Annotated in this window: 14 protein-coding genes; 3 read left to right on the top strand and 11 right to left on the bottom strand. The window is 67.5% G+C overall.

Going from position 1 to position 14,869, the window contains the following annotated elements; translation table 11 throughout:
- Positions 1 to 70: 70 nt before the first annotated feature.
- Positions 71 to 475 carry a response regulator gene (locus AC5JJ6_RS18810; RefSeq protein WP_496043517.1) on the bottom strand — a complete coding sequence of 135 codons (405 nt, stop codon included), beginning with the start codon at positions 473 to 475 and terminating at the stop codon, positions 71 to 73.
- Positions 476 to 597: 122 nt separating this feature from the next.
- Between AC5JJ6_RS18810 and AC5JJ6_RS18805 the strand changes: the two genes are divergently transcribed.
- Entirely contained in the window at positions 598 to 882 is a 285-nt protein-coding gene (locus AC5JJ6_RS18805) for a hypothetical protein (RefSeq protein WP_496043516.1), read from the top strand.
- Here the strand turns inward: AC5JJ6_RS18805 and AC5JJ6_RS18800 are convergent.
- The 9 genes from AC5JJ6_RS18800 to AC5JJ6_RS18760 all read right to left on the bottom strand — a co-directional run bounded on the left by AC5JJ6_RS18800 (position 869) and on the right by AC5JJ6_RS18760 (position 10,544).
- A complete protein-coding gene (locus tag AC5JJ6_RS18800; RefSeq protein ID WP_496043515.1) occupies positions 869 to 1,654 on the bottom strand; it encodes a PIG-L deacetylase family protein in 786 nt (261 codons plus the stop codon). The two genes, AC5JJ6_RS18805 and AC5JJ6_RS18800, sit on opposite strands and share 14 nt — an antisense overlap.
- A 20-nt stretch (positions 1,655 to 1,674) precedes the next feature.
- Positions 1,675 to 2,946 (bottom strand): glycosyltransferase family 4 protein, encoded by a 1,272-nt coding sequence (locus AC5JJ6_RS18795; protein ID WP_496043514.1) that lies wholly within the window; start codon positions 2,944 to 2,946, stop codon positions 1,675 to 1,677.
- Positions 2,947 to 2,950: 4 nt separating this feature from the next.
- Complete coding sequence (locus AC5JJ6_RS18790; RefSeq protein WP_496043513.1) at positions 2,951 to 3,838, bottom strand: sugar phosphate isomerase/epimerase family protein; 888 nt, start codon at positions 3,836 to 3,838, stop codon at positions 2,951 to 2,953.
- A 283-nt stretch (positions 3,839 to 4,121) separates the two neighbouring features.
- Positions 4,122 to 5,573 (bottom strand): YcaO-like family protein, encoded by a 1,452-nt coding sequence (locus tag AC5JJ6_RS18785; protein WP_496043512.1) that lies wholly within the window; start codon positions 5,571 to 5,573, stop codon positions 4,122 to 4,124.
- Entirely contained in the window at positions 5,570 to 6,403 is an 834-nt protein-coding gene (locus tag AC5JJ6_RS18780) for an MBL fold metallo-hydrolase (protein ID WP_496043511.1), read from the bottom strand. The genes AC5JJ6_RS18785 and AC5JJ6_RS18780 overlap by 4 nt, the downstream gene beginning before the upstream one ends.
- Positions 6,394 to 7,359: a Gfo/Idh/MocA family protein gene (locus tag AC5JJ6_RS18775; protein ID WP_496043510.1), complete on the bottom strand. Its 966-nt coding sequence runs from the start codon at positions 7,357 to 7,359 to the stop codon at positions 6,394 to 6,396. Before AC5JJ6_RS18775 ends, AC5JJ6_RS18780 begins: the two co-directional genes overlap by 10 nt.
- A complete protein-coding gene (locus tag AC5JJ6_RS18770) occupies positions 7,359 to 8,501 on the bottom strand; it encodes a class I SAM-dependent methyltransferase (protein ID WP_496043509.1) in 1,143 nt (380 codons plus the stop codon). The genes AC5JJ6_RS18775 and AC5JJ6_RS18770 overlap by 1 nt, the downstream gene beginning before the upstream one ends.
- Entirely contained in the window at positions 8,498 to 9,394 is an 897-nt protein-coding gene (locus AC5JJ6_RS18765) for an HD domain-containing protein (RefSeq protein WP_496043508.1), read from the bottom strand. Before AC5JJ6_RS18765 ends, AC5JJ6_RS18770 begins: the two co-directional genes overlap by 4 nt.
- Entirely contained in the window at positions 9,384 to 10,544 is a 1,161-nt protein-coding gene (locus tag AC5JJ6_RS18760) for an inositol-3-phosphate synthase (protein ID WP_496043518.1), read from the bottom strand. The genes AC5JJ6_RS18765 and AC5JJ6_RS18760 overlap by 11 nt, the downstream gene beginning before the upstream one ends.
- A 404-nt stretch (positions 10,545 to 10,948) precedes the next feature.
- Here AC5JJ6_RS18760 and AC5JJ6_RS18755 point away from each other — a divergent pair, with 404 nt between their 5' ends.
- Complete coding sequence (locus AC5JJ6_RS18755) at positions 10,949 to 11,524, top strand: uracil-DNA glycosylase (protein WP_496043507.1); 576 nt, start codon at positions 10,949 to 10,951, stop codon at positions 11,522 to 11,524.
- On the opposite strand, the gene AC5JJ6_RS18750 is transcribed toward AC5JJ6_RS18755, so the two are convergent.
- A complete protein-coding gene (locus tag AC5JJ6_RS18750; RefSeq protein ID WP_496043506.1) occupies positions 11,493 to 12,947 on the bottom strand; it encodes an OpgD/OpgG family glucan biosynthesis protein in 1,455 nt (484 codons plus the stop codon). The two genes, AC5JJ6_RS18755 and AC5JJ6_RS18750, sit on opposite strands and share 32 nt — an antisense overlap.
- Before the next feature lie 192 nt (positions 12,948 to 13,139).
- Between AC5JJ6_RS18750 and mdoH the strand changes: the two genes are divergently transcribed.
- On the top strand, positions 13,140 to 14,869 hold a 1,730-nt coding region (gene mdoH, locus AC5JJ6_RS18745), incomplete at its 3' end, for a glucans biosynthesis glucosyltransferase MdoH (protein WP_496043505.1).

Genomic DNA, 14,869 nt, shown 5'->3' with positions numbered 1-14,869 from the left:
GCCCCGCAGAACCCCAATTCAATACAGTTGCGCTACGGCGTGAGCGTCTTCACCGAACCGGCTGCGTTAATCACAGGAACGGCGACAGCCGCTTCGGGATCTTCATCGGGAACTCGCCCTTGCGGATCAGCTTGACCGCTTCGATGCACTCGACGAGTTCGCTCACCGTCGCCGGGCTGGCGAGATAGCCGAACGCCACGTCGCGGTTGCGGCGGGCTATCTCCTTGTCGCCGGCGGTGAACAGCGACTTGATGTTCCAGCTGTTGGCGATGGTACGGGCGACGACGATCCCAAGGCCCGGCCCTGCCGGAAGATCGATGTTTATCAGGGCAAGGTCGGGCCGGAACTGTTCGGCCAGGGTGATGGCGTCGTTCACCTCCGTCACCGGCCCTATCGGATCGTAGCCAGCCTCCCGGAGAGCTTGGGACAGGGCTTGGGCCAGGATCAGGTCGCTTTCGAGCAGCAGGATTCGCATGGGATCATGGTGAGTTTCGGATACGCCGTCGGGGAGCTTAACCCGTCACGGCACCTAAGGTTACGGATGCTTAACCTTAATGATCCAAAACATGCGCATGCAACTTATGAGAAGTTTATCGCATGTTCGACATCAGTCCGACCATAGCCCTCGCCGTGTTCGTTTCGGCCTTCGTGCTCGACTTCCTGTATGCCCGCTACACCTACTACATCATCTCCATGAAGGCGGAGATGGCGGCGACGGTCTCATTCGTCTGGCACATGCTGAGCGCTTCCGTGATCGTCCAGTACGCGGACAACTCCGCCTATATCCTGTTCATGTGCTTGGGCGGAACTCTGGGTACATATCTGACGGTCTGGCAACGGCGGCGGGCGGCGCAGAGCGCCGACGCAGTCATGCAAGGCTGAGCGCACCCGCCACGGCCGGATCGGCCAGGAAGCATTCGGCATGGTCCGGCAATCCGGCGCGGGCGGCTTCGTCCGCCGCGAACGCCGTCAGCGTCGGACCGACCCGCTCGACCCCGCCGAACTGGAACGGCAGTTGCGTCGCGTAGCGGCAGCAGCCGGCGATCTTGGCGAGCAGGTGGTCGGTGACCGGAACCGCCAGCTTGACCAGGCCCGCCGGCAAGCCCGGCGGCGGAGCCTCCTCCGGAGCGCGGGTCGCATAGGGAAGGTCGCGGTACCACACGGCGGGCCGCCCGAGCGAGATGACGGCGCGGACGGTCTGGCGGTGATCGACGTGGTTGCCGAGCGCCTGAGGGGCGAACACGACGTCGGGAACGACGGTGTCGGCGATGGCGGCGACGCGGGCCGCCGCCTCGCGCCAGATCTGGTCATCGGCCAGCGCGGGTCCGAACAGCGACGCCGGGGAGTCGTATCCCCTGTGCGGCGCCTCCTCTAGGTCGAGCCAATGGACCTCGTCGGCCTCGATGCCGGGGGTGGCGGCGAAGGCGGCGTCCTCGTCGCGGCGCAGCGCCATGTAATCGACTTCGGGGGCCAGCCCCTTGTCGGTCTGGCAGGCGAGAGCAAAACCGGAGGGATTGAGGACCGAACGCGTGAAGACGGTCGCCAGGACGATGCTCCAGCCCCGCGCCTTGAGCGCGGCCAGCGTTCCGGCGCAGGAGAAAGCGACGTCGTCCAGGTGAGGGGAAACGAACAGCGCTGTGCGGGTGGTGGTCACGGTCGCGGCGGCCCTCATCGTTACAGCAGATGCGGCGATGCGCGGAACCGGCAGGAAAGGTCCGCCGTCTCCCGCGTGACTTCGGCCGGATCGTAGAGGGTCGTCCAGCCGGTATCAGGTTTGGTCCCTTGCAGGTCGCGGTAGATTTCCTGGATGCGGCGGCCGATGGCGTGCCAGGAATAAAGGCTGCGGACTTCCTCCAGCGACTGGTGGGCCAGACGGCGGCGGAGCGGCGCGTCGTCGATGATCCGGGCTATCGCCTGGGCTAAGCCGTCCACCTCGCGCGGCTCGACCAGCAGGGCGTTGGAGCCATCGGTCAGGCAATCGACCACGCCGACGGCATTGGTCGAGACGATGGGCAACCCGCTTGCCATCGCTTCCAGGATGGTGTTGGAGAAGCCTTCGGAATATGTGGGCGAGACGAAGATGTCGCCGCGCCGGTAGACGTCGGCCGCCGCGAAGTAGTCGGCGTGGCCGGTCATCTCGACGCCGTCGCCGAGGTTCAACTCGGCCACGCGCGACCGCACGGCTTCCACATCGGGACCGATGCCGGAAACGATCAGGCGCAGCTTGCGGCCTTGGCTGCGCAGCTGGTCGAAGGCGTCGATCAGTTCCATCACGCCTTTCCGGCGATCGACGCGGCCGTGGTAGAGCAGGACCGGCACTTCGGAGAGTGCGGCGATGTCGCGGTCGGGGCGCGGGTGGAAGCGTTCGGTGTCGGTGGCGCCGGGGACGATGACGAACCGGTCGAGCGGAGTGCCGTGATGGTCGCGGACTTCCTCCGCGAAGCTGCGGCTGCCGATGATCAGTGAACCGGCATGACCCAGCACCGCCAGCATGGCCTGCTTGTGGGTGGTGCAGCAGGTGCCGACCCAGTGGCCGTCGCCTCCCTGGATCGAGACGACATTGGGGATGCCGAGACGCCGGCTGACTTCCAGGGCCGCCAGCCCGCAGGGATAGCCGTACTGGGCATGGACGAGGTCGAACGGCTTGGCCGCGTGCTCCGACAGCGCCGCTTCGACCATGGCCGACAGGTCGGCCTCGAAATCGGCGGGGCGGTCGTGGCCGACTTCCTGCTCGCCCAGCGATTCCAGCCCGATGACCTTGACGCCCGGCACGGCGGGGGGAGGGCCGCCGCCATAGACGGCGGAGCCGGCAGGGTCGTTGCGGTACTGCGAGATCATGACGACGTCGTGGCCACCCGCCACCAGTTCGCGCAGCAGGTTGGCGGCGTAGACGCTCATGCCGGAGATGGCCGGGAAGAAGCGGCGGCTGATGAAGCAGATACGCATGGGGTCACGCACTCCGGCGGGTCTGGGCCGAGGACTGGGCTGAAGAGGCGGGCAAACGGGCCTTCAGCCAATCGAGGCTTTCGGGGATGGCGAGGTGGGCGCGGTGTGACTCGCGGGAAAGTTCGACGCAGACCAACCGGTCGAAGCCGATCGCCTCCAATGCTTCCAGAACCGACGGAATGTCCATGTCGCCCTGTCCGAACGGCAGATGCTCGTGGATGCCCCGGCGCATATCCTCGACCGCGACGGTGCCGAGGCTGCCGGCGAACTCCCGCACGGCGGATGCTGGATCACGCTCCCCCGTGACGAGGCAGTGGCCGGTGTCGAGGGCGAGACGCAGCGGCCAGGAGGTCCGTTCCGACAGGTCGCTGGTCAGCCGCTGGAAATCGTCGACGGTCTCGACCAGCATGCCGGGCTCGGGCTCCAGCGCCACGGTGACGCCCTGCTCCGCCGCCGCGTCCGCCACCTGCGCGACGCCGTCCACCAGCCAGTCCCAGGCTGTAGCGGGATCGACGCCGCGCTGTGGGACGCCCGCCCAGAACGAGACGGCCTCGGCCTCGCAGATGGCGGCGATGCGGACGCAGCGGGTCAGGAAGTCGATCCGGCGGGCGCGGCCCTCGGGCGTCGGGTTCAGCAGGGTCGGTTCGTGCTTGACGCGGGGGTCGAGCAGGTAGCGCGCACCCGTCTCGATCACCAGCCCCAACTTCAGTTCGCGCAGCCGCCTGGACAGGGCTTCGGCGCGGCGTTCCAGGTCGGGTTCGAACGGGTCGAAGTGGTGGTGGTCGAGCGTCAGCGCCACGCCGTCATAGCCGCTGTCGGCGATCAGCGAGAGCGCGTCGTCGAGCCGGTGGTTGGCGGCGCCGTTGGTGTTGTATGCGAAGCGAAGGGCCATTCTGCGGGCCTCCTTTTTTGATTAAATTAAGTCGGGTTTCGAAGTAATGCACCCCGTGCATCCAGGTCTTTTGAATTTTCCACGGATGAACACGGATCGGCCACGGATGAACACGGATAAGGTAAAACGTTGATAGGACCGGCTGTCGCTGATGTATTCAAAGTTCAAATTATCCGTGTTCATCCGTGGCCGATCCGTGTTCATCCGTGGAAAGCTTGACACTCCGGCATGCCGGAGATGCTGTTGATCGATGACCTCTTGTGATCCTGCAAAACCAGGTTGGTCACTCGCCCAGGGCGAAGCGGACGGCATGGCTTTCCGGCTCGCGGTAGAGGGCGTAGAGCGGCCCGACGATGCGGTCGATCGCGCCGGTGTCCAGCCACGCCGGTCCGCCCAGCCGCTCCATCGCCGACGGCGTCAGGGGAACGGCACTCATTCCCGGCGGCGGTGCGCCGATGCCGGCCAAATCGCTGCCGCGCTCCAGCAGGCGGCGGATGCCGCGCTCGCCGATGCGGTGGTAGCTCATCGTCTCGCATTCCAGGCCGGGGACGATGGCCTTCACGGCGAAGACATCGCCGCCGGGCGGAGAGAGGTCGAGATAGAGGATGTCCAACCCGCTCTCGCGCAGCTTGCCCGCTATCGTGCGCAGCCGCTCCGCCGGAGTGTCGGCGGGCGATGTCGGCAAATCGGTGAACGGCGAGGAGGTCCGCCGCGACAGCACGCTGCCGGCCAGCATGCCGCGCAGGTCTGCCGCCGACTGGCTGACCCAGGCAGCCATCGCCTCGACCGCGCGCGGTTCCTCGGCGGATGCGACGTGGCGGGCGCGGTAGCGGTCGAGATAGCCGGGAGGCGCCACCCGGTTCACGAGATCGAGCGGACCGTGCGACATGGCCTTCCGCGACCGGCTGGAGCAGAACTCCAGCAGCGCCTTCGCCAAGGCCCTTTCGCGGTCGAGATCAGCCGCCTCGCCGCAGGCCGTCTGCATGATCGGCACGGTGGAACGGCCATCGCGGTCGGAGCCGACGACATAGAGGTTGACCAGCCCGAAATCGGTCGATGCCAGCTTGGCGATCACGTCGATGCCGAGGGCATCAAGGTATTTCAGCAGCCGTCGCGTCTCCGGATCGGACACGCCGGCGAGGTCGAGCACGTGTCCCTGGTCCATCGCGCGGAACCCGGTACAGTTGCCGTCGCGCTGAAGCAGTTCCAGCAGGCCGTGGACAAGCGCCCGCTCGAAGCTGTCGCCGGCGCCCAGGCCATTGGTGATCGGCGTCGTCAGCGGCACGATGCCGTCGAGCTGGGAGCGGTAGCAGGCGGCGAACTCGTAGGGCACAAGGACAGGTTCGCCTGATGGGAAGCGCTTGGCCGCGATCCAGGTCAGGGGCATGTCCGGCGTGTAGTCGGAGCCGGCGGGAAGGCACAGCGTCAGCGGATCGCAGACCGCCGCAGCACCGCGCCGGGCGGCGAGGTCGTTGTAGCTGCCGGTAACCCGCTCCATCCCGCGCAGGACGGTGTCGGCCTGGGCATTCTCGGTCAGCTCGCCGAGCACGCCGACGAGGGCCTGTTCCTCGGTGGCGCCGTAGCCGAAGGCATCGAACTGGGCGCCGTCGTCCTGGCGATGGCAGGCGAAGACGACCGGCACGCCGATCCGGTCCAGGGCATCGACCCGGAAGTGCTCCAGGTCGCCCGGCGGCAGGTTGGCTCGATAGGCGTCGATGACTTTGCGGAGACTCATGCCAGCACCTCCAGCGGGAACGGGCGGGTGCTCGGCGGTCCCGCCAGCAGGCGGTCGAACAGACCCAGCGCATGGGCGCGGGTGACGCCGGAAGCGTGCTCGAACGGCGTGAAGACGGTGTCGAAATCAAGTTCGGCGAAGACGGCGCGGTAGCGCCTGACCTCGTCGTGGCTGAGCGGGATCTGGTAGTGGAAACCCTTGTGGCAGCTAAGCGCCACCGGGCGGCCCTGCCCGTCCAGATCGACCTTCAGGCAATCGCCGCAGAACAGCGCGCGGTCCCTGGCATCGTGCAGCACGGCATGGCCCTCGTAATGGCCCTGGGTCGCGATCATGGTCAGTCCGGGGGCCAGCTGATGGACGTCGTCCGCCGGCCACGACACCCGGAAAGCCTTGGTGTAGCGCAAGCCGTCGCGGTGGATCACGACGGTCGGCTCGAACCGTTCCGCCAGTTGCCAGAGCGCTCCGAAGCCGTGGGGATGGGAGCCGGCCAGGATCGCGATGCCGCCGAGACGCTCGATCTCGTCCAGAGCTTCGGGCGTGTAGAACGGGGCGCCCTCGAACGCGATGTTGCCCTCGTCCCGCAGCAGCAGCCAGCCGGTCGAGCCCAGCCCGAAAGCGGGATCGCAGGAAAACCCGACGATACTGGGCATCGCTTCGGCCCAGCGGGTGGTGACGCTGCCGGTCAGGTCTTCGACGGTGCGGAAGTCCCAGCCGTCGGGCGGCAGGGCGTTCCGGACATCCATGCAGACGGGGCAGCCGATCGGCTGCTGCCCGGCAAACCAGGGTTGCCAGAACCCGCAATGGGCACAGGCGTACTGGATCAGCGGCATGATCGCTCCATCAAGGTGAACAGGCGCAGGTCGCGCTCGGCGGAAAAGGCGAAGGGGCGGCCGGACAGGACGGCTTCGCCGAAGGCTTCGATCTGGTTCAGGAAGGGGCTGCGGTCGGGATCGGGGACATCGACCACCCTGCCCGCACCCGTGGCGGCATCGATCAGCGTCAGGGTACCGCCGGGCGTCTGGCCCATGGTGTCGGTCGCTATCGCCAAAGCGTTGGTGCCGACCAATTCCAGCGTCCGTCGCGGGTAGGAGTCCGGGCAATTGTAGGCGACCTGGATCGTCCCCAGGGTGCCGTCGGCGAACCGCCCGGTCAGCACGGCGCCGTCATCGACGTCATAGGCGTGGACGCGGCGTTGGGTCAGCGCATGCAGGTCGCTCCAGGGCGTGTCGAGCAGGACTTCCAGCAAATCGATGCCGTGGGGGGCGAGGTCCCACAGCGCCCCTCCCCCTGCCCGGCGCGGATCGGCGCGCCAGTTGTCCGCCGTCCAGTCCGGCGGCAGCCAGCAGGCGTAGAAGATCCGGGCCTGGGTGATCGTCCCCAGCGCGCCCTCCGCGATCAGGGTGCGGAGATGCCGGTGCGCCGCGTGGAAGCGCTGGTCGTAGGCGATGCCGAGCGTCACCCCGGCGCAGGCATCGACCATGGCGGCGGCATCGGCCGAATTGGTCGCCATCGGCTTCTCGCACAGCACATGCTTGCCGGCTTCGGCGCAGGCAGCGACGACCGGGCGGTGCTGGTCGTTGGGAGTCGCGACGTAGACGGCCTCGACCTCCGGGTTTCGGAGGACGGCGGACAGGTCCGATGTCCCCAGGCTGCCCAGCCGGGACGGGTCGCGGTCGCACAGCGCCACGACGCGGCCGTTTGCGGCGGCGTGGATCGCGGGGATGACGTAGTCTCGCGCCACCCAGCCGCAGCCGACCACCGCCCAGCCAAGTTGCCGATCCGGCATCACCAGCGCTCCGGCAGGTTCAGCAGGATGCGGCGGCGGGCGAGGTCGTCGGTCAGCGGGTCGTCGCCGACCCTGCCGCTCAACTGGTCTTCGCGGGGCAAGTCGATCTCCAGGTATGTGGCGTTCGCGTATTCGCGGGCGAAGGCCGGCGTCGGCCATGCGGGCCTGAGGCGGCCGCCGTCGCGGGCGAGCAGCGGGTTGAGCCGGAGCGGCGTGCCGGCCGGCGGGAGGTGAAGGTCGATGGACGAAGCGGGACCGATGCCGCCGGCGCTCCAGGCCAGGGATACCGCTTCCACCGCCGCAAGCTGTTCCGCCGATCGCGCCAGCGCCGGTCCGTGCGCGAGTTCGGCATCGTCGTAGAGATGGCATCCAGGGAAGAGAGCGGCGTATTCCTCCGGCGTACGGGGGCGCCCGGCGATGCCGTGCTCGTACCGGATGTTGTGGGCATGGCCGATCAGGACGCTGCCCCGGTGACCAGCGGCGGCCATCAGGCTCGCCGCGATCCACTCCTGCTCCGGCATGAAGTAGAAGGCGTCGTGGCACAGGATCGTGGTGCCCTCCGGCAAGGCCAACGGCAGCCCCGCCGTCACGTCGGCGCAGACGAGCGGCGCATCGGGCAGCAGAAAATGCCGGGCCAGCCAGAGCTTGGAGAACACTACGTCGATGCCGGCGACCGCGACGCCATGGGCCGCCACTTCCCGCAGGATCTGGCCGATGCCGCAGGCGAGTTCCAGCACCAGCGGCGGGTTGGTCCAGTTGTTCTCCAGCAGACCCAGCGCCGACAGGAAGGTCGGCGCCGACCAGCGGTGCGCGAAGTAGTGCGCGACCGGGCCGAAGTTCAGCTGCTCCATCGCCTGACGCAGGCTGAGACCGTCGATCTCGTCCGCGAGCCGGGCGGCCTCATCGAGCGACGGCGGCGGGATGCGTGCCCAGTCGTCCTGGTCGCGCAGCAGCAGCGCCAGGGCCGCCCGCTCGTCGCCCCGGTCGATGGCGGCAAGCGCTGCGCAGCACAACTCCTCCCGGCCCGTCCGCAGATACGGGATGCCGGCCACGACGGGCCAGCGCTCCGTCCCGTCGGTCAGCACGCTGGGACCGTCGGCACGAAGCGGCTTCCCGGTCGTGGGACTCAGCAGCGCCGTCACCGGATCAGCCCGACCGTCCGCAGCAGGTCGGTCTGGAAGTCCTGGAGCGGACCGGCATGGACCAGTTCCATCTCCTCGACCGCATGACGCAGTTCGAAGCTCGCGACGCGGGCGTACTGGTCCATCTGGAGCACGCGGTCGATCACGTCGGCCGAGTGGAACGCCTTGGCCTCCGGCGTTTCCGCGTCGGGCAGGATCGTCCGCGCTTCCCGGCAGGCACGGGCGAGGTGATCGGGCAGCATTGCTACGATCTCCTCGGTCAGCCGGGCCATGACGGGCTCCAGATGACGCCCCAGCAGCATCTCGCCGGCGAAGCCGCTGTCCGGCATCACCGCGTTGTGGAAGTGGTGCGCCAGTCCCGCCAGGAACGGCACCGCCGGGTCGGCGCGGTAGGCGGGTCCCACCAGCACCGCGTAGACCGCCACGATCATGCAGTGGTCGGCGTGGCTTTCCGGCGGCTCCAGGATCAGGCGCGGATGACCCGGCCGGGTAGCGCCGGCGCGCGGCTGGCGTTCCAGGTCGTGGACGAAGGCCGGCGCTTCGGCGGCGGCCGGCTCCGGTTCGCTCAAATGATCCCGCAGGGTGGCGGCAAGCAACGGGTCGAGCGGTTCGGCGACGGCGTCGAACGCCGACCGCAGCACCTCCGTCACCTCTCCGTCACTCAGTCCGGCGCGGATCAGCATCGTACGGTCGATGCCGCCCAGCCGGCATCCGGCCACGGCCAGCGCCGTTTCCCGCAACGCCACGGTGACGGGGGAATCCCCCGCCACCAGCCGCCCCCATGACCTCCGGAAGGCCCGCGCCGCCAGCGTGCCGTCAATACCGGCGGCGCGCACCCGCTTCAGGTCGTTGACTTCCCGCAGAAGCGGGATCAGGGCAGAGTCAACCGACATCGGCAAGGCTCGCCGCCGCTGCCTTCAGGGACTTCTCCGCCCGGCTGGTGCCATTGTCCAGCCAGTCGCGGAACCGGCGCTCCTGCTCGGGCCAAGCATGCTCGGGCTCTGCGCCGTTGGCCATCTGGGGTGCCTTGAAGAACACGCCCAACTCTTCCAGCACGCCGCCTTGGCCGCGCTGCTTGGCTAGATCCAGGCAACGGGCGATCTCGATCACCAGCGGGGCGGCCAAGATCGAGTCCTTGCACAGGAAGTTGATCTTCATCTGCATGCGGTGACCGAGGAATCCGGTGAAGTCGATGTTGTCCCAGGCTTCCTTGTCGTCGCCGCGCGGCGGGTAGTAGTGGATGAAGACCTTGTGGTTCTCGACCTTGTAGCCGAGGATGCTGTCCAGCACCGACCCCTTGGTGTCCAGCTTGGACGCCAGCGAGCTGGGATCGTCCAGCGCCAGGCCGTCCCGGTTGCCCAGGATATTGGTCGAGTACCAGCCGTCGACATGGAGCGAGCGACCCCGCAGAGCCGGGGCGATGACGGTCTTGACGAGGGTTTGGCCGGTCTTGCCGTCCTTGCCGGCGATCGGCACGCCGTTGCGCCGCGCCAACTCCTTCAGCGCCGGAATATCGGCCGAAACGCTGGGAGTGAAGTTGCCGTAGGGGATGCCGCTGGTGATCGCGGCATAGGCGTAGAGCATCGCCGGGCCGATCTCTTCGTCGTTGGCGTCCAGCGCCATCTCGAACGCTTCCGGCGTCGCGAACTGCGGCAGCGTGGTATCGACCAGACGCTCGGTCGAGGCGAGATGGACGACCACGAGGCTGTCCACGCCGCTGTCCGCCTTGAAGCGCTTGAGATCGTCCTTAAGGCTGTCGATCTGGTCGCGCATGGAGGTCAGGTTGGCGCCCTCGCGGCCCGCCACGTTGCGGCAGAACTTGACGTTGCCGATAGCGGGCCACGGCCTGACAGACTCGAGCTCGGTACGGACGAGGTCCAGTTCCGCCGGGGCCAGGACGCCGTGCTGGCGGCAGGCGGATGCCAGATCGTCGGGATACAGGTCCCAGCCGGCCAAAGCGATGTTCTTGTAGGGAGCCAAGCCGGCGTGGTCGGTATCGGCCAGCGGCAGTCCGGACAGATCGACAGCCCCGCGGCGAATCATTTCCAACCCGGCGGCTGCCGTCGTGGCAACAGCACCTCCCAAACCGACTATTGCAACGCCCAAACGGCGCGCAGGCATCTGACTAACCAATTCATCCTCCGGAAATGCACCGGACGCGGAAAGCGTTGCCGGCAAAATCTTCTCAACGGTGGCAACGGACAATGGTCGGGATATCAGACGGGCACATTCGCCAATCGGCGATAAGCATCATTCATGAGGATTACCCATTCAACAATCAGATTATTTGATGTCATACAGTTGAAGAATAGGAATCTGCACTATTTGATGTTCGCGTTTTTCTGTTTTTAAAATATATAACGAAATTGAACGAAACGGCGACTTACCCGTATCCAAGTAATCCGAAGATGCTCCGCGAAGCGCCTGAGCGTGCGCGACGCAGGACCTTGCTTGACGCCCCTCACATAACGCCTCTGGCAGCCTACGGAGCGTTGCTTGCGGAACGGCTCGGCAAGGCCGTCCCCGCTATCGATCCCCTGGACGGCGGTGTCGATGCCCGGCTGCTGATCCTGCTGGAAACGCCGGGACCGAAGGTGCCGGGAACCGGTTTCGTGTCCCGCGACAATCCCGACGGCACGGCGGCCAACCTGTTCCGCTTCCTGACGCAGGCCGGCATCGCCCGCTCCGACACGGTGATCTGGAACATCGTGCCATGGCTGATCCAGACGGCGGGGGAGCGCAACCGCAACCCGACGCGCGCCGAGGTGACGGAGGGACTATGCCACCTGCCGGACTTCCTGGACCTGCTGCCCCGCCTGGAACTGGCCGTCGTCGCCGGCCGCAAGGCGGAGGCTGCGGTCGGTCTGCTGGAAACCCGCGGGATTCCCTGCCTGACGATGCCGCACCCGAGCCCGACCTATGTCTGCACCAGCCCCGACGTGGCGCTGCGGATCTCCGCCTGTCTGGAAAAAGCATCCGAACGGCTGGCGGTCACCAGGAATAGCGCCATGTCTCGGTCATGACCCGCTCCCCTTCCCTGAGCCGAGCATCGAGCTGCGCCGGCAAATCCGCATCAGGCCGGTACTCGAAATACAGCCGCCAGCCGCCGGTCTGGGGCACGTGCTCGACCACCGGCTCGACGACCTGTCCCGCCGTCGCGGACACCTCGGCGGAAACTCCGGCGCCGTGACCAGGCAGCCCCTTCCCCTCGAAATCCACGACGAAGAAGCGCCGCTCCGGCGAAGGCGGCACCGTCGGCCGCAGCCGTTCGGCGGAGCCGATGCGGGTGGCGGTCACATGGGCCAGCGGAACCAATTTCGTGCCGCCGTCCATTACGGTCAGGCCGTAGCGGTAGTCCAGTTCGGCCCCGGCCTCCAACGGACGGTCCGGCACCCAGTAGGCTACGATGTTGTCGTTGTATTCCTCCAGCGAGGGAAACTCGTAGAGCTGGACCGCTCCATTGCCCCAATCGCCCCGAGGCTCCACCCACAGGCTGGGCCGCCGCTCGTGCATCGCCTGGACGTCGAGATAGCTGCCGAAATCCCGGTCGCGCTGCATCAGGCCGAAGCCGCGCGGGTCCTTCATCCGGTAATCGGTCGTACGGGGCGTTGCCCTGCCGTTGACCAGAGGACGCCAGTTCCAGTCGCCCCCGGCGGAGGCCGTCAGCAGCCCGTCGCTGTCGTGCATCTCGGGCCGGAAATCGTCGAAGCTCCGGGGACCGTTCTCGCCGTGGAGAAACATGCTGGTCAGCGGCGCCACGCCCAGCTGGCCGACCGCCCGGCGCAGGAACAGGGCCGCATCGACCTCGGCCATGGTCCGGGCACCGGGCCGCAGCCGAAAGCGATAGGCGCCGGTCAGGCTGGGACCGTCGAGCAAGGCCAGCACGGTGACCTCGCCGCTGCCGGGCGCTGGGCGCTCGATCCAGAACTCGGTGAAATCGGGGAACTCCTCCGGCCGGTCGCTGCCGGTCTCGACCGCGATGCCCCGGCCCGATACGCCGTATTCCTGGCCGGACGCGATCAGCCGGAAATAGGACGCTCCCAGGAACACGGCGAACTCGTCGCCGGTCGAGCCTCCCCCCGCCGCATGGTGTATCCGGAAGCCGGCGAATCCCAGGTCCGGGATCTCCGGGACCGTCAGCCCGCCGAGATCAAACATGCCGGGATGATATGCCACCGGCACGACGCCGCCGGGACCGATCACGTTCACCCGCACCCGCCGGCGGTACAGGAACCCGCGATGGAAGAACTGCGCGGTGAAACCGCCGCCCTCTTCCCCCGCCCACAGCGCATGGTCCGGCCGGAAGCGCACGGCGCGGTACTGGTCGTAGGTCATGTCGCGGAGGACGTCCGGCATCGTTTCCGTCGGCGGCCGATATGGGCGAGCGGCAAGGTCCCGCGCGATGTCCCTGACTTGGCCGAAACCGAACTGCGGAGCTTGCTTCAAGTCTTCCGCCAAAACCTGGCCGTAATTTGCAAATACCGTGGCGCTCCCGAACGCCAGCGCTCCCGACAGGACCCGGCGCCGTGACAACAAAGAGCCAGGGCGAATAAAACCGGCATCAAAGAAGTTCATCGATTCGCCCTGACATAATTCCAGCTATCCCGTCCGTTAACTTCCCAAAAGGCCACCTGTTCCATGACGACCGAGACCTCCGCGCGCGTGCCGTCAGCCGTGCGCCGGGCGATCTTCCTGATCCCCGTCCTGTGCCTGACGCTGCTTTCGGCCTTTCTCGCGGCCGAAGCGATGGGAGGCCCCCGCACGGCGCTCGACTGGGTGCTGGTCGTCCTGTTCACAGCCAATCTCGGCTGGCTGGCCCTGAACGGCTGGCAGGTGGTGCTGGGCTTCGTCCTCCATTGCCTGGGATCGAGAGCGGCGCCGCCGCTGGAGATCGAGGCGGCGCGGATCGACGTCTCGGTCCCGCAGCAAAGCCGCACCGCCGTCGTGCTGCCGATCTACAACGAGGACGTAACCACGGTCTTCGCGGCGGTCGGCGTCATGGCGCGCTCGCTCGCCCGCACGGGGGAAGTGGACCGGATCGACCTGTTCGTGCTCAGCGATACCCGCGACGAATCGATCTGGCGGGAGGAGGAGCGCGCCTACGACGCCCTGCTGGCGGAGACGGGCGGCAAGGCCGGCATGCCGCAGGTGTTCTATCGCCGCCGCCTGGACAACACGGGGCGCAAGGCCGGCAACCTGGCCGATTTCTGCACCAACTGGGGCCACCACTACGATTTCATGGTGGTGCTGGACGCCGACAGCCTGATGAGCGGCGACACGATCCGCCGGATGATCCGGCTGATGGAGGACAACGGGCGGATCGGCCTGATCCAGACGGTGTCGCATCCGGTCAACCGGGAAACGCTGTTCGCCCGCATCCACCAGTTCGCGGCCAACCTCTACACGCCGCTGTCCGTGCTGGGCCTCAACTTCTGGAGCCAGGAGGACGCCAACTACTGGGGCCACAACGCGATCGTCCGGATCAAGGCCTTCATGGCCCATTGCGACCTGCCGGTGCTGCCGGGCAAGGCGCCTCTGGGCGGGGAAATCCTGTGCCACGACGTCGTCGAGGCCTGCCTGATGCGGCGCGGCCCGTGGGAGGTCCGGCTGCTGCCGGAACTGGGCGGCACGTGGGAGGAGCTTCCCGGCAATACCATCGACTATGCCGGCCGCGACAAGCGCTGGTGCCAGGGCAACCTTCAGCACATGCGGTTCCTGCCGGCCCATGGCCTTCGCTGGCCGGGGCGGATGCACATCCTGATGGGCATCATGTGCTACCTGTCGGCTCCGATCTGGTTCGCCTTCCTGGTGCTGTCGGCCGGCCAGCTGATCCTGGGGGAGGAGCGCGGCGGCTACGGCCTGCTGACGTCCGGCCTGTTCAACCCCGGTGCTGCGGCGGGCGCCATGTTCGCCCTGACCCTGACGCTGCTGTTCCTGCCCAAGGTCCTGAGCATCGCTACCGTCATGGTGGACGGCAAGGCCCGGCGCAGCTTCGGCGGCGGACCGGCCTTGCTGGCGAGCGCCCTACTGGAGCAGGTGTTCTCGACGCTCCAGGCTCCCGTCCTGATGGCTTGGTACTCGCGCTTCGTCGCCTCCACCCTGGCGGGGCGGATCGTCGCCTGGGACGCCCAGCCGCGCGGCGACCGCAGCGTCGGCTTGGGCGAGGCGTTCCAGTGCCACGCGGGCCACGTGATCCTGGGGCTGGCGATGGCGGCGGCGGCACTGCTGGTCGGTCCGGTGCTGTTCTGGTGGATGTCTCCGATCATCCTGGGCCTCGTGCTCAGCCCTGCCCTGACGAGCTGGTCGAGCAGGCGGAGCATCGGGCTTCTGGCACGGCGCCTGCGCCTGTTCCTGATTCCGGCGGAGAC

Source organism: Skermanella sp., from assembly GCF_059503625.1.
This window is presented reverse-complemented; position numbering and strand designations above follow the sequence as displayed.

What these genes read in the sequence shown, in the direction of transcription:
- AC5JJ6_RS18810 (WP_496043517.1), bottom strand. Translation starts at nt 475, where the DNA reads ATGCGAATCCTGCTGCTCGAAAGCGACCTGATCCTGGCCCAAGCCCTG.
- AC5JJ6_RS18805 (WP_496043516.1), top strand. Translation starts at nt 598, where the DNA reads ATGTTCGACATCAGTCCGACCATAGCCCTCGCCGTGTTCGTTTCGGCC.
- AC5JJ6_RS18795 (WP_496043514.1), bottom strand. Translation starts at nt 2,946, where the DNA reads ATGCGTATCTGCTTCATCAGCCGCCGCTTCTTCCCGGCCATCTCCGGC.
- AC5JJ6_RS18790 (WP_496043513.1), bottom strand. Translation starts at nt 3,838, where the DNA reads ATGGCCCTTCGCTTCGCATACAACACCAACGGCGCCGCCAACCACCGG.
- AC5JJ6_RS18785 (WP_496043512.1), bottom strand. Translation starts at nt 5,573, where the DNA reads ATGAGTCTCCGCAAAGTCATCGACGCCTATCGAGCCAACCTGCCGCCG.
- AC5JJ6_RS18780 (WP_496043511.1), bottom strand. Translation starts at nt 6,403, where the DNA reads ATGCCGCTGATCCAGTACGCCTGTGCCCATTGCGGGTTCTGGCAACCC.
- AC5JJ6_RS18775 (WP_496043510.1), bottom strand. Translation starts at nt 7,359, where the DNA reads ATGCCGGATCGGCAACTTGGCTGGGCGGTGGTCGGCTGCGGCTGGGTG.
- AC5JJ6_RS18765 (WP_496043508.1), bottom strand. Translation starts at nt 9,394, where the DNA reads ATGTCGGTTGACTCTGCCCTGATCCCGCTTCTGCGGGAAGTCAACGAC.
- AC5JJ6_RS18760 (WP_496043518.1), bottom strand. Translation starts at nt 10,544, where the DNA reads ATGATTCGCCGCGGGGCTGTCGATCTGTCCGGACTGCCGCTGGCCGAT.